General features: G+C 70.8%; 11 protein-coding genes. 7 read left to right on the top strand and 4 right to left on the bottom strand.

Going from position 1 to position 13,547, the window contains the following annotated elements:
- Nucleotides 1-88 precede the first annotated feature (88 nt).
- A complete protein-coding gene (locus LPC10_RS02105) occupies nt 89-436 on the top strand; it encodes a hypothetical protein (RefSeq protein WP_231345254.1) in 348 nt (115 codons plus the stop codon).
- 194 nt (nt 437-630) lie between these two features.
- Here LPC10_RS02105 and LPC10_RS02110 read toward each other — a convergent pair whose 3' ends face one another.
- Together LPC10_RS02110 and LPC10_RS02115 are read right to left on the bottom strand one after the other, a co-directional pair.
- Nucleotides 631-2,511 carry a S9 family peptidase gene (locus tag LPC10_RS02110; protein ID WP_231345255.1) on the bottom strand — a complete coding sequence of 627 codons (1,881 nt, stop codon included), beginning with the start codon at nt 2,509-2,511 and terminating at the stop codon, nt 631-633.
- A gap of 71 nt (nt 2,512-2,582) precedes the next feature.
- The gene (locus LPC10_RS02115; protein ID WP_231345256.1) at nt 2,583-3,500 is read right to left on the bottom strand and encodes a L,D-transpeptidase; all 918 of its coding nucleotides are present in this window, start codon (nt 3,498-3,500) and stop codon (nt 2,583-2,585) included.
- A gap of 340 nt (nt 3,501-3,840) precedes the next feature.
- Between LPC10_RS02115 and LPC10_RS02120 the strand changes: the two genes are divergently transcribed.
- The 4 genes from LPC10_RS02120 (at nt 3,841) to LPC10_RS02135 (ending at nt 10,870) form a co-directional block, all read left to right on the top strand.
- On the top strand, nt 3,841-4,113 hold the full coding sequence (locus LPC10_RS02120; RefSeq protein ID WP_231345257.1) for a hypothetical protein: 273 nt from the start codon (nt 3,841-3,843) through the stop codon (nt 4,111-4,113).
- 132 nt (nt 4,114-4,245) lie between these two features.
- Complete coding sequence (locus LPC10_RS02125; RefSeq protein ID WP_231345258.1) at nt 4,246-5,493, top strand: exonuclease SbcCD subunit D; 1,248 nt, start codon at nt 4,246-4,248, stop codon at nt 5,491-5,493.
- Nucleotides 5,494-5,503: 10 nt separating this feature from the next.
- Nucleotides 5,504-9,250, top strand: coding sequence for an AAA family ATPase (locus LPC10_RS02130; RefSeq protein ID WP_231345259.1), 3,747 nt, complete (start codon nt 5,504-5,506; stop codon nt 9,248-9,250).
- Between the two features lie 360 nt (nt 9,251-9,610).
- Nucleotides 9,611-10,870 carry a nitrate/nitrite transporter gene (locus LPC10_RS02135; RefSeq protein WP_231345260.1) on the top strand — a complete coding sequence of 420 codons (1,260 nt, stop codon included), beginning with the start codon at nt 9,611-9,613 and terminating at the stop codon, nt 10,868-10,870.
- 88 nt (nt 10,871-10,958) lie between these two features.
- On the opposite strand, the gene LPC10_RS02140 is transcribed toward LPC10_RS02135, so the two are convergent.
- Complete coding sequence (locus tag LPC10_RS02140; RefSeq protein WP_231345261.1) at nt 10,959-11,717, bottom strand: ComF family protein; 759 nt, start codon at nt 11,715-11,717, stop codon at nt 10,959-10,961.
- Nucleotides 11,718-11,746: 29 nt separating this feature from the next.
- Nucleotides 11,747-11,974 (bottom strand): hypothetical protein, encoded by a 228-nt coding sequence (locus tag LPC10_RS02145; RefSeq protein ID WP_231345262.1) that lies wholly within the window; start codon nt 11,972-11,974, stop codon nt 11,747-11,749.
- Between the two features lie 196 nt (nt 11,975-12,170).
- On the opposite strand from LPC10_RS02145, the gene LPC10_RS02150 reads away from it, so the two are divergent.
- On the top strand, nt 12,171-13,064 hold the full coding sequence (locus LPC10_RS02150) for a methyltransferase domain-containing protein (protein WP_231345263.1): 894 nt from the start codon (nt 12,171-12,173) through the stop codon (nt 13,062-13,064).
- Entirely contained in the window at nt 13,061-13,417 is a 357-nt protein-coding gene (locus LPC10_RS02155; RefSeq protein WP_231345264.1) for a DUF427 domain-containing protein, read from the top strand. The genes LPC10_RS02150 and LPC10_RS02155 overlap by 4 nt, the downstream gene beginning before the upstream one ends.
- Nucleotides 13,418-13,547: the final 130 nt, after the last annotated feature.

Consider the following 13,547-nt stretch of genomic DNA (forward strand, 5'->3'; position numbering starts at 1 on the left):
AGCGCCGCCGGACCCGGTCAGCCTGGGTTCTTCGCGCAGCGCCGCCTGTCGGCCTGCGGCTCTTTTCCCTCCTTCGAGGACGTTCCCGATGTTCACGCTCGAGATCGACGGCACGGCGATCGCGGTCATCAACGGCGACGAGGCGACCGCCCGCGACCTGTTCACCTGCGACGGCTTCAAGGAGGACATCCGCTCGATGACCACCGCCGGCCGTCCGATCTGGAACGGCACCTCGGCGCTCACCGTGCGCAAATCCACCGAGGACGAGATCGAGGAGTTCGAGGACGCGCTTGCCGCCGATGACGGCGAAGGCGATTTCGAGCCCGACGAGCAGCATGCGGCCGAGGGTGACGGCTCGGACGACGAGGAAGAGGCCGACATCGTCTTCCTCGTGGATATCGACGACGAGGACGAGGATCAGCCGCTCGACGCGTAACGCGGTGTCCACGCCGAGATAAAGGCCGTGCCTGCGGAAGCGATCGGCACGGTCGTTTTCGATCAGCAAGCGGAGCGCGGCTGGATTGCTGCGCTTCGCTCGCAATGACCGCGAAGACGATTTTTCACGGCATTGCGAGGCGGAACCGGAGCAATCCAGGGGGCAATGCCCGCCGCTTCGGGCGCCGCAGCGGTTCACCCCTCCCGCATCACCTGCATCGACGTTCCGGCCGACTCCGATTCGCGTATCGGCTCGCAGCGCCCGCCGAGATGGCGTGCGAGAAAATCTTCGGCGCGGGCGAAGAAGGCCAGGCGGTTCGCCGGGCGCACGAGGCCGTGGCCCTCATCGGGAAACAGCAGATAGGTGACGGGGATGCCGCCCCGCTCCATCGCGGCGACCATCTGATCGGACTCGGCCTGCTTCACCCGCGGATCGTTCGCCCCCTGCACGATCAGCAGCGGCGCCTTGATCCGGTCGGCGAAGTAGACCGGTGAGCGCTCGCGGATCAATGCCATGCCCTCCTCGGTGTCCGGATCGCCGATGGCGCGATGGAGCTGCGCCCGCATCGCCTCCCAGTAGGGCGGGATCGTCCGCACCAGTGTTTCGAGGTTGGCCGGGCCGACGAGGTCGATCCCGCAGGCATACGCTTCCGGGTTGCGAGTCAGCGCCAGCAGCGTGGCGTAGCCTCCGTAGCTGCCCCCCATGATCGCGACGCGGGCCGGGTCGGCCACGCCCTGCGCCACCGCCCAGGCGACGGCGTCGCTGAGGTCGTCGTCCATCCGCCGGCCCCATTCGCGGTCACCCGCGTTGAGGAACGCCTTTCCGAAGCCGGTCGAGGAGCGGAAATTGACGCTGAGCGCGGAATAGCCGCGGTTGGCCAGCCATTGATGGATGCCATCGAAGCCGAAGCTGTCGCGGGCCCACGGGCCGCCATGGACGAGAAGCACCAGCGGGCCGGGGCCGTCGGCGCCGAGTGGACGGGTGAGGTAGGAGACAAGATCGAGCCCGTCGCGGGAGCGGATGATCGCCGGGCTCATGGCCGCGAGTGGCGCTCCTTCCAGCTCCGGCCGGGCGCTGCCGAGCGAACGAAGCGTCTTCGCCCGCCGGTCGTAGATCGCCGCCTCGCCGACGCGGGTGTCGGCCCGCGCGACGACGATCCAGAGCGAATCGTCCTCGGTCCGGCTCGCCGGATACCAGTCACCGAGCCCTTTCGTTTCGAGGAAGGCGAAGTCGTCGGTGAAGCGCGGATCGAGCACGTGCCAGGATTTGCGGGCATGCGTCACCGCGTAGGCCACGGGCTCGTGCGTCTCGGCATCCTGCAGCACGGCGCCGATATCCGCCTCTTCGTGCGCCGCCATCACGCGTGTCTCGCCGGTGGCGAGATCGATCCGGGTCAGCGCAGCGGTGTTGCGGCCGCGGCTGTCGCGGCAGAACAGAGCCGTGCCGGCGGCATCGAGGTTCTCCGCGCCGGAAACACGGGCATCCTCGGGTGGGAAGGTGAGCCACGGCTTCCAGTTGGCGCCGTCCGGGGCAAGCAACTGGCTCGAACCATCTGGAAGGTTGCGGAAGGCGAAGCGCACCGCGTAGCGCTCATCGATCAGGAAGCCGGCGAAGCCGGGATTCTCGGCGACTAGGCTGCGCTCGCCGGTGGCGAGATCGATGCTGTGCAACTCGTGGAAGCGCGGGTCGCGGTCGTTGATCGCCACCAGCACCCGGTCGCGCACGATGCGGCTGAGGCCGACGATTGCCGCGGCGATGCCCGGAATCGGCGTCAGGTCGCGCCGCTCGCCCGTTTCGAGATCCACAGCGTAGAGGTGGTGATTCTCATCGCCGTCCGCGTCTTGAACGTAGAGCAGATGCCGCCCGTCATAGGCGAAGGCGTAGGCGTCGATGCCGCGCCGCCGGTCGGCGGTAACGGGCTTGGCCGCGTCGAGATCGTCGATCGGCGCGGACCAGATGTTGAGCACGCCCTCGTGGGGCGCCACCCAGCCGAGACGGCGCCCGTCCGGGCTGATCTGATGGCCGTAGCGCGTCGGGTTGCCGAACAGGTGCTCGCGGGGGATCAGATCGACCATGACGTCTCCTCGAAAGCCGGCGGCGCCGCGAATAGGCGACGCGCTCGGGTTTCGAGGAAACTATCGCGGGATCAGCCGAGTACCACCACCTTGGCGCCGACCTCGACGCGGTTGAACAGGTCGATCGCGTCCTGATTGATCATGCGGATGCAGCCCGAGGACACGCTCTGGCCGATGGAATGCGGCTCCAGCGTGCCGTGGATGCGGAACAGCGTGTCCTTGTTGTTCTGCCACAGGTACATGGCCCGCGCCCCGAGCGGGTTGCGGCTGCCGCCGGGGACGCCGAGGCCGCTCTGCAGCTTATCGACCTGGCGGGCGAGATCCGGCCGGCGGGCGATCATCTCCTTCGGCGGATACCAGTCCGGCCAAGCCTGCTTCGAATTGACGGTCGCGGTGCCCGACCACGAGAAGCCCTGCTTGCCCACGCCGACGCCGTACCGCCGCGCCCGACCGTTCGGCAGGACGAGGTAGAGGTAGCGCGCCTTGGGATCGACCACGATCGTGCCCGGCGGCTCGTTCGTCCGGTAATCGACCTCCTGACGCAGATAGTTCGGGTTGAACTTCTTGTAGGCGATCGCTTGGACCGGGAACGGCTCGTTGGCGATGGCCGCGTAGGCCTTCGCATAGTCGATCGGACCGTTATCGGGCTCCTGCGGCGGCACTGGATAACCGGCCTGCTGCTGGCGCGGCGTCTGGTTGGGGGCCTCGGCGGCGGAGGGCTCGCCGTAACGCTCGGCCCGTCGGCGGGCATAGCCTTCCGCGTCGAGATCCGTCTGCGCATCGGGCACCGGGCGCCCGTTGCTGACGCGGCCGTTATAGGGAACGTACTGACCGCCGCGGCGGCGGAACAGGTTGCCGTTGCTGTCCTGGTAGAGGCGGTCGTCGTCGAACCCGTCGAAGGTCTGGGCGAGGACGTGCGCCGGCAGGAGCGCGAGCCCGAGGCTCGTCGCGGCTCCGAAAAGAAGCGTACGGCGGTTCTGAAGTGACATAGATCGCTCGATCGAATGGGCCGGGCCGAAAACGTCTCCGGAATACGGAAGAACGGTCACGATCGTCCGGGCCGGCTGAACTGCCCCGCTTGTTCCCTAGCAAGGAAGCGCACGGGCGTCAGGGCCGGTCGCGACCGTCATGGCTCCTGCACCGCGAACTGTGCGAACATTGTGTCCGAAAGGTTACACGCGCAGCCGCCATGCGCGCGGCGGGCGGCTTTAACGATTTCGCAAAAAATGTGCGGATTGCGGGGCGAATCGTGGCGAACGGCGATTGTTTTGGCCGGACGCATCCCTAGATCAAGCGTAGCCGTTTGGCCCCGACCACGGACCTCCTCCCTTGCGCGCCTCGCTCCTCCGCTTCTCGCTCGGATTGCTCTGCCTCGGCCTGACGCTTCCCAGTGAGGCCTTGGCCGCCCGCAAGGCGGCTCCGTCTCGCCCAACCAAGACGATGGTCAGGCCGAAGGCGGCACAGCCGGACGCGAAACTGCCGCCCGCGGCACCGCAGACGGCTTGGACCGCAGCCGAACCGGCCAGTTGCGGCCGCGTGCGGCGCAAGCTCTGGCAAGCCGAGGAAGGCTGGATCGTGAAGACGGTGACCGTCTGCCACTGAGGCGCGCAGCCGCAAGCCACAGGAGATCCCGGCTCAACGCCGGGATCTACTCGAAGCCGGCGACGCAACCCGCTACAAGCCGCCTCAAGGCTGCGACGGTCGCGGCTTCGGTTTCGGTGAGTGGCGTTCTCAGTGATCCGCGTTCTCCATACGGGCGACTGGCATATCGGCCAGACCCTGCGCGGCTTCTCCCGCGAGAGCGAGCACGAGGCCGTATTCGGCTGCCTGGAGAGCATTGTGGTCGAGCGCGAGGTCGATGCCCTCGTGGTGGCGGGCGATGTGTTCGACAGCCAGAACCCGTCCGGTGAATCCCAGGCGCGCTTCTACGCGTTGATGGCGCGCCTGCACGCGGCGCGGCCGGCGATGACCATCGTCATCACCGCCGGCAACCACGATGCCGCCGGACGCCTCGAAGCGCCGCGCCCACTGCTGGAGGCCATCGGCGTCCACGTCGTCGGCAATGTCCGACGCCGCGACGGCGCGATCGATCTCGAACGCCATCTCGTGCCGGTCCGTTCGGCCGGCGGCGAGGTGGCGGCGCAGGTGCTCGCCGTCTCCTATCCCACCGCCGCCTGCCTGCCGCCGCTCTCCTCGCTGGGAGCCGAGCGGCGCATCGGCGAGACCTCGCCGATCGTGCGGGCGGTGCGCGACCTCTACGGTCAGCTCTTCGAGGCGGCCCGGCCGCGGCTCGCCGGCCTGCCGCTCCTCGTCACCGGCCATCTCCACGTCGCGGGCGGTCTCGAATCGGAGGGCGCCGAGCGGCGCATTCTCGTCGGCGGCGAGCACGCGGTGCCGGCCGACGTGTTTCCCGAGGAGGCGCGCTACGTGGCGCTCGGCCATCTTCATCGCGCCCAGGGGCTGGGCGGCGGGCAGGTGCGCTATTGCGGCTCGCTGATCCCGCTCTCGGCCGCCGAGCAGCCCTACCGCCACGGCGTCACCCTGGTGACGCTCGGCACCGGCGCGGCGGAGATCGAGCATATCGAGATCCCGCGCCCCGTCCCCTTCCTGCGCCTGCCCGCCTCCGGCGACATGCCGCTGGCCGATCTCGGCGACCATCTCGCGGCGCTCACGCTCGATCCCGATCTGCCGCTGGAGGCACGACCCTACATCCAGGTTCGGCTCGCCCGCGAGGGTCTGCTTCCCGGCTATCGAGCCGAGGTGGACCGCATCGCCGAGAGTTTCCCCGTGCGCGTGGTCGATGTGCGGGTCAGCGTGCCGCCGCGGGCCGCGATCGAGATCGTGGAACCGGACGCGCCGCCGCCGCGCCTGTCCGAGCGCGACCCGGAGGAGCTGTTCCGCCTCGCCTACCGCGCGAAGTGGGACGAGGAGCCCGAGCCCGCTCATCTCGACGTGTTCCACCGCGCGCGAGCCGAGGCCTGAGCCCCAAGCCATGCGCATCCTCGCGATCCGCGGCGAGAACCTCGCGAGCCTCGCCGCGCCCTTCGCGGTCGATCTCGCCGCCGAGCCGCTCGGCGCCACCGGCCTGTTCGCCATCACCGGCGAGACCGGCGCGGGCAAGTCCACGATCCTCGACGCGCTTTGCCTCGCCCTGTACGGCCGCTATCCCCGCGTCGCGGTGAGCCGCCGCGAGGACGTGCCCGATCCTGGCGGCGAGGCGCTGAGCGCCAGCGATGGGCGGGCGATCCTGCGCCGAGGCGCCGGCTCCGGCTATGCCGAGGTCGATTTCATCGGCCAGGACGGCATCGCCTATCGCGTGGGCTGGGAGGCCTATCGCGCCCGCAACCGGGCGACGGGCAAGCTCCAGGCGGAGCGGCGGCGCCTGCACCGGCTCGACGACGGCAGCGCCGTGGCGGCGGGCAAGACGCAGGTGCTCGACAAGGTCGTCGGGCTCACCGACCTGACATTCGACCAGTTCCGCCGCACGGTTCTGCTGGCCCAGGGCGAGTTCGACGCCTTCCTGCTCGCGGCGGAGGGCGAGCGGGCCGAGCTTCTGGAGAAGATCACCGGCACCGCGATCTATTCGGAAATCTCGAAGCGGGTGCATCTCGGCTACGAGGAGCATCGCCGCGCGGTCGAAGCTTTGGAACTGCGGCAGGGCGAGATCGGCCTGCTCGACGAGGCCGGCTTGCAGGCCCGCCGGTCGGAGCGCGCGGAGCGCCTTGCCGAGGTGACGGCGTGGCGCGCCGAGCAGGAGGCGGTGGGACGCGTCCTCGAGACCGCCCGACGGATCGAGGCCGCCGGGCTGGCGCTGGCGCTGGCCGAGCAGCGCGCCGCCGCGGCCCGCACGGCGTCGGAGGCGGCGGCACCGGAGCGAGCGCGATGGGCCGAACTCGACGCGGTCGAGCCGCTGCGCGGGCGCGCGGAGGCCCTCGGCGAGGCCGCCCGCGAGCGGAGGGCGGCGCGGGCGGAAGCCGAAGCGGCGGCGATCCGTGTCACGGCGGCGCGCATGGCCGCGGAGGCCGCCGAGGCGAAGCGGGCGGAGGCCGGCGCGGCGGACGAGGCCGCAGAAGTCGTGTTCAAGCGTTTCGGCCCGCTCTGGGACCAAGCGACCAAGCTCGACGAGGCGATCGCCCATGCGGAATCAGAATCCGAAAACGCCGCGCAAAAGGCCATTCGGGCCGCCGCAGCTGCTGAGGCGGCGCTCGCCACGTTGGCCGCCCTCGACCGGCGTCTCGCGGAGACACGGGATGCGCGCGACAATGCAGCTCACCGCCTCGACGCCGACCGGGCCCACGCCCTCCTGGCCGAGCGCGGCGAGGAGTTCGCCCGCCGCATCCGCGAACGGGCGCGGCTGCGCGGGCAAGCGGAGACGGCGGCGCAGGAGGCCGCGGCGCGCCGGGCCGAGATCGCCGCCTGCGACGGCGAGGCCAGCGAAGGCACCGCCCGCCTCGCCGAGCTTCGTGCCCGCCGCGAGGCGCTGGCCGCTGCCCGCGCCGAGCGGGAGGCGGCGTTCGACGCGCTCGCCGAGCCTGCCGCGCAGGCGCGCGCGGTCGCCCTCGAAGGCCTGCTCGATGCCCTTCGCGACGCCTACACCCTGGCGCAGCGCCACGGCACGGCGCTGGCCGACCGGGCGGCCGCGGCGGAAGCGGAGGCCGAAGCCGGCGCAGCCTTCGCCGAGGCCGCCGCCCGCTTCGCAGCGGAGGAGCGGGCGCTGCACGAGGTCGGCATCCGCCGCTCGGGGATCGCACCGCTCGCGGAACTCGCCCAGGAAAGCGCGTCGCGCGAGGCGGCGCGGCTGCGCAGCCTTCTGGTGGCGGGCGCGCCCTGCCCGGTCTGCGGCGGCCGCGACCATCCGCATGCTCACGGATCCGACGATGCCCTCGGACGTCTCGCCGAGGAGATGCGCGCCCGACGCGCGGCACTGGACGCCGAGATCGCGGCCCATCAGGCCGCCCACGACCGGGCGCGGGGCGATGCCGCGGCGGCCGAGGGCCGGCATGACGACGCGCAGGAGCGCGGCGCCGCGGCCGCCGAGGCGGCTGCCTCGACCGCCACCCGCTACCGCGCCGGCCTGCCCGACCTCGCCGCCGCGCGCGACGCGTCCGGGCTTGCCGTACCTCTGCCGCAGGAACCGGATCTGTCCGGCCTTGCCGCCGCCGGCGCCGCCGCGCGGGCCGAGCGCGACGCCACCCAGCGGACGCTTGCGGCGGCGCGAGCCCTGCGCGGTGAGATCGACGGCCTGATCCGGGATCGCGACGCGGTCGAGGCGCGGATCGAGGCGCAGACCCGCTCTCTCGACGCGATGACGCGCCGCCGCGGCGAGGCCGGTCTCGCGGCTGAACGGGCGGAGAACGGTCACGCCGCCCTCCTCCAGCGGATGTCGGACCTTGCGGGGGAAATCGCTCCGGCCCTCAGCGCCGCCGATCTCGGCCTGCCTGATCTCGACCGCGCCCCGGAGGCCGGCGCCGACCGGATCCTCGCCCTCGGGCAAGCCTACGCGATCCTGCAGACGCAGCAGGCCGGGCACGAAGCGCAACTCGCTGCCCTGGCGCCGGAACGGGCAGCCGCCGCTTCGTTGAGCGAAACCGAGACGCGCGCCGCCGCCGAAGCCCGCGCCGAGGCGGCGGAACGGCAGGTCCGCCTCGGCCAGGCGCACGCCGCCCGCGCCGGCCTTCTTGGCGGCGAGGCGACCGGCACGCACCGCACGCGGCTCAACAACGAGCGCCGCGCGGCCCGCGACGCGCTTCAAGCCGCGCAGACCGCCGGCGCCGAGGCCGCCCGCGCTCTTACGGGCGCCGTCTCCGAGGCCTCTGCGGCGGTCTCCGCTCTGGAGCGGGCTGCAGCCCGCCACGATGCGGCCGAGGCCGCCTTCGCGCAGGCCTGCGGCGAGCGCGGCCGCGAGGCGGTGGCGGCCTTGCTCGCCGTCCCGGCCGAGACGCGCGAGGCTTTGCGCGGGCATCTCGACCGGCTCGCCCGCGACGAGGCTGAGGCGTTGACAGCGCTTGCCACACGCCAGGCCGATGTCGCGACGCTCAGCACCGAGTCCGAGATCGACGTCGCCGCCGCGCAGGCCGAGGCGGCGCGGCTGACGGAGGCGATGGCGCAGGCGCAGCAGCGCCTCGGTGCGCTGGACGCGGAACTGCTCCGCGACGAGGCCGCCCGCGCGAAGGCGGCCGACCTCGCCCACGCGATCGAGGCGGCCAAGGGCGAGTTCGCCACTTGGCACCGGGTCGAGGAAGCGATCGGCTCGGCCGGCGGCGACCGCTTCCGCCGCTTCGCGCAAGGAGTGACACTCGATCACCTCGTCCATCTCGCCAACGAACAGCTCAAGGCGCTCAGCCCCCGGTATCGTCTGGCCCGGAGCGCGGGCGCCGACCTCGCCCTCCACGTCGTCGACCGCGACATGGGCGACGAGCGCCGGGCGACGCGCAGTCTGTCCGGCGGTGAGCGTTTCCTCGTCTCGCTGGCCCTGGCGCTCGCCCTCTCGGGCCTGGAGGGACGGCAATCCTTCGTCGACACGCTGTTCATCGACGAAGGGTTCGGCTCGCTCGACGCCGAGACCCTGGACCTCGCGGTGGACGCGCTGGAGACGCTGCAGGGCCGAGGTCGCAAGGTCGGCGTCATCACCCATGTCGCAGGGATGATGGAGCGCATCGCCGTACAGATCCGCGTGGAGAAGCGCGGCTCCGGGCGCAGCGTGGTCCGCGTCGTGGACCGCGGCGCTGCCATCGATTGAAGCCATGCAGCCGCTGCTTCGTTCATAGACAGCGCTGCATCCCCGGACAGCACGCTGCGGCCGCACGGCCCGGACCCGGCCCTGTCCGGTCGATCCTCTCGGGACATGCGGGTCTTCTTGTCCGTGGGAGCGCGAGGCGGTCGGCTCCGGAAGCCTCCGTCGGGCAGCCATGCCGGCCGGTTCCCAGTAGCATCAAAACTGGCACGCCCCCTGCATAGCTTTGAACGCTGCCTCTGGGCGGCGGGCGGGGCAACGGCGCCTCGCGCTCGGACGGCGCATGTCCGGACACACTCTCCCGCATGAACGGCCCCGCACGGCGTTTCGCCGGACGGCAGGTCTTCGAGCCCAATGAGAACGCCGATGGCTTCCTTCAAGACCGTGATGAAGTCGGGGCACAACCCGACCCTGTTCGCCGCGTTCCTCTATTTCGACTTCTGCTTCGCGATCTGGGTGCTCAACGGCGCCATGGGTCCGTTCATCACCGAGACCTACGGGCTCAGCCCGGCCCAGACCGGCTTCATGATCTCGCTGCCGATCCTGGCCGGCGCGATCATGCGCTTCCCGCTCGGCATCCTGGCCCAGTATATCGGCCGCAAGAACGCGGCGCTGACGGAGATGGGCGTCATCGTGCTCGCGATGGCCTACGGCTTCTTCTTCGTCTCATCCTACAACGACGTGCTCGCGATGGGCGTGCTGCTCGGCATCGCCGGCGCCTCCTTCGGCGTGGCGCTTTCGCTGGGCTCGGGCTGGTTCCCGCCGGAGCACAAGGGGCTCGCCATGGGCATCGCCGGTGCCGGCAATTCCGGCACCGTGCTCGCCGTACTGTTCGCGCCGCCGCTGGCCCAGGCCTTCGGTTGGCAGGCGGTCTACGGCTTCGCCGGCCTCGTGATGATCGTGCCGATCCTGGTGATGATCTTTCTCGCCAAGGAGCCGCCGGACTGCCACGGCCAGACCTTCAAGGAGCACGTCTCCTGCTTGTTCACCAAGGACGGGTGGGCCTTCTCGCTGATCTACGTCATCACCTTCGGCGGCTTCATCGGCCTCTCGAACTTCCTGCCGACCTTCTTCTACGAGCAGTTCTCGGTCACGAAGATCGAGGCCGGGCGCCTGACGATGCTCGCCGCCCTGATGGGGTCGGGCATCCGCATCGTCGGCGGCTACTATGCCGACCGCATGGGCGGCATCCTCGTCCTCTCCCTGGTGCTGCTGGCCGCGATCGGCTCGTTCCTGGCGCTGACCACCACACCCTCGCTCGCGGTGACGACGCTGCTGTTCATGCTGTGCTTCGCCGCGCTCGGCGCCGGCAACGGCGCGCTGTTCCAGCTCGTGCCCCTGCGCTGGCCCACCAACACCGCCGTCGCCGGCTCGATGATCGGCGAGGTCGGGGCGCTGGGTGGCGCAATCCTGCCCAACGTGATGGGCTTCTCGAAGCAGTATACCGGCGGCTTCGCCTCAGGGTTCGTGATCTATGCCCTTTTCACGGCTCTCGTGCTCGGCTGCCTGTTCTTGTGGCAGCGCAAGTGGGTCGGCGACTGGGTCGGCCCTCGCGGCAAGGTGCTCGACCAGCCGACCGAAGCCCAGGTTCGAGCCACCGGCCGGATGGAACCGGCGGGCGCCTGAGAGGCGCCGCACCGAAACATCGTCGGACGGGGGCCCTCGCGGCCCCCGTTCCCGTTTCCGACGGTCGCAGCATCGTCGATGGACCGGCTCAGAGCCCGTCCCGCGTCACCGTGGCGAAGGTCAGCAGATCGACGTTCGCCGCGCCCGCGCGCAGCAGCACGCGGGCGGCGGCGTTGCCCGTGGCTCCCGTGGTCGCCACGTCATCGATCAGAAGAAGGCGCCGGCCGGTAATGCGCGCGCGCCCCGCCTCCGTGACGCGGAAGGCGCCCTGGAGATTCTCGGCGCGCTGGCGGCGCGTGAGGCCGACCTGGGGTCGGGTCGCCTTCACGCGGGCCAGCGCCCGCAAGTCGCAAGGCTTGCCGCTCTGCCGTCCGATGTCGCGCGCCAGCAAAGCCGATTGATTGAAGCGCCGCCGCCAGAGGCGCAGGCCGTGCAGCGGAACCGGCACGATGAGATCGGCCTCTTGCAGCAATTCGCTGCCGGCGGCAGCCATCATGCGCGCCATGGTCCGGCCGAGGTCGAGACGGTCGTTGAACTTGAGGCGGTGGATGAGATCCCGCGCCGTCCCGTCGTAGACCGCGACCGCTCGGGCGCGTCCGAAGACCGGGGGCTCGGCGAGGGCGCCGGGCGAGATCAGGCTGCCGACCCCAAGGTCGAGGGCGAAGGGTGTGCCGAGTCGTTCGCAATAGGGGCGCTCGATCAGGCGCAGTCCGCTCCAGCAGGCGGCGCAGAGAGCGTGGGGCTGCCCGATGGCCGCACCGCAGGCGATGCAGGTCGGCGGATAGATCAATCCGATGGCGCTCGCGGCGAAGCGACGCAGGCCTTCGCCGAGGGCGGAGCCCGTCATCCGCGGCCGGGCGGTTCGAGGGGCCGCCGTCAGCGCGCCGGGGTGCCCTGCTCTTGCTGCCGCGCCGCCTTGTCCTTCTTATTCGCTTCGTGGCGTCCGATGGCGCATCCCGCAGCGGCACCGACGACACCGTGTCCGGCCATGTGCCCCGCAATTCCGCCCACCGCGGCGCCCTTCAGGCAGCCCTTCGCTTCCGCCGCGCCGGCCATGGCGACGGCGGCAAGGATCAGCGCGGCGCGGATCAGGATCCGTGTCATCTTCAACCTCCTCGATCGACGAGCAAAAACGGAAAGACCTCGATTCCGTTCCCGGTCATTTCGCCGCCGAAAGATCGCGCGTCCGACCGGTTGACGAAACCGTTCCACTCCCGTGTGACGGAGCCGTCTCGGCGCGCGGTCCGGACTGGGAATGTGCCCTGGCCGCAGCGCGCTCAAAGCCCCATCTGCCTATCCGATGAACGAGTCAGCTCCCCTGTTTGATCCCGCCCTGATCCGCCGACGCATCGCGCGTGCGCGGGAGGCGGGCTATGCCGGCTTCCTCGTGGAACGGGTCGCGGACGATCTGGAAGATCGTCTCGCGGCGGTGACGCGCTCCTTCAGCCTCGGACTCGATCTCGGCACGCCCGTGCCGACCCTCACGGAACGGCTGCGAGCGAGCGGCCGCGTCGGGCGGATGATCCGCCTCAGCCCCACGGCCGAACCGGGCGGATCGGTGGTCGGCGATCCCGAATTGCTGCCGTTCGGCGCAGGCGCCGGGTTCGATCTCGCCGTGTCGGCGCTCTCGCTTCAGCACGTCAACGATCTGCCCGGCGCTCTGCTGCAACTGCGTCGGGCGCTCAAGCCCGACGGCCTTCTGCTCGCCGGCCTTCTCGGCGGCGCGACACTCACCGAGCTGCGCCAGGCCTTTCTCCAGGCCGAGAGTGAGACCGAGGGCGGGGCGAGCCCTCGCGTGGCCCCCTTCGCCGAATTGCGCGACCTTGGCGGCCTTCTCCAGCGGGCGGGGTTCGCCCTGCCGGTGGTCGATGCGGAGACGATCACCGTCCGCTACGGCGATCCGTTCTCGCTGATGCGCGACCTGCGCGCCATGGGCCTGACCAACGCCTTGCACGATCGCCGCCGCATGCCGCTGCGGCGGGCGACGCTGATGCGGGCCACCGCGATCTACGCCGAGCGCTTTTCCGATCCCGACGGGCGGCTGCGGGCGACCTTCGAGATCCTGTGGTTGTCCGGCTGGGCGCCGCACGAGAGCCAGCAGAAGCCGCTGCGGCCCGGCAGCGCGAAGACGCGCCTCGCCGATGCCCTCGGCGCCGCCGAGCATCGACTGCCGGTCGATGGGGAGCCGTCATGAAGGAGCCCGGCCCCGCCCATCCGATCACCATCACGCTCTATCCCGCTCCCGTGCGCGTTCACCGCAACGGGCGCGTGATCGCCGAAACACGGCGGGCGCTGGAACTGCGGGAAGCCGGCTACGCGCCCGTTCTGTACATCCCGCGCGAGGATGTCGCCGCGGGCATGCTCGTCCCCAATCCGCGGCGGAGCTTCTGCCCCTACAAGGGCGAGGCCTTGTATTTCGATCTCCCGGCCGGCGGACCATCCGGTACACCGGCGGCGTGGTCCTACGAGAACCCGTTTCCGGCGGTCGCTCGCATCCGCGGCCATGTCGCGTTCTATCCGGATCAGGTCGAAGCGATCGAGGCGTAGGGATCGGCTCGAACCTCCTCGTCATCGCGAGGCTTCAGCCGAAGCGATCCAGGGCGCGACCTATCCGGAAATGTCGCGCCCCGGATTGCCACGGCTTCGCCTCGCAAGGACGGAGGCGGCGCGGAGGTCT

It is taken from the genome of Methylorubrum sp. B1-46 (assembly GCF_021117295.1).
Lineage (GTDB): Bacteria > Pseudomonadota > Alphaproteobacteria > Rhizobiales > Beijerinckiaceae > Methylobacterium.

Coding starts and splice junctions, on each gene's coding strand:
- LPC10_RS02105 (WP_231345254.1), top strand. CDS start 89: ATGTTCACGCTCGAGATCGACGGCACGGCGATCGCGGTCATCAACGGC.
- LPC10_RS02110 (WP_231345255.1), bottom strand. CDS start 2,511: ATGGTCGATCTGATCCCCCGCGAGCACCTGTTCGGCAACCCGACGCGC.
- LPC10_RS02115 (WP_231345256.1), bottom strand. CDS start 3,500: ATGTCACTTCAGAACCGCCGTACGCTTCTTTTCGGAGCCGCGACGAGC.
- LPC10_RS02130 (WP_231345259.1), top strand. CDS start 5,504: ATGCGCATCCTCGCGATCCGCGGCGAGAACCTCGCGAGCCTCGCCGCG.
- LPC10_RS02135 (WP_231345260.1), top strand. CDS start 9,611: ATGGCTTCCTTCAAGACCGTGATGAAGTCGGGGCACAACCCGACCCTG.
- LPC10_RS02140 (WP_231345261.1), bottom strand. CDS start 11,717: ATGACGGGCTCCGCCCTCGGCGAAGGCCTGCGTCGCTTCGCCGCGAGC.
- LPC10_RS02145 (WP_231345262.1), bottom strand. CDS start 11,974: ATGACACGGATCCTGATCCGCGCCGCGCTGATCCTTGCCGCCGTCGCC.
- LPC10_RS02150 (WP_231345263.1), top strand. CDS start 12,171: ATGAACGAGTCAGCTCCCCTGTTTGATCCCGCCCTGATCCGCCGACGC.
- LPC10_RS02155 (WP_231345264.1), top strand. CDS start 13,061: ATGAAGGAGCCCGGCCCCGCCCATCCGATCACCATCACGCTCTATCCC.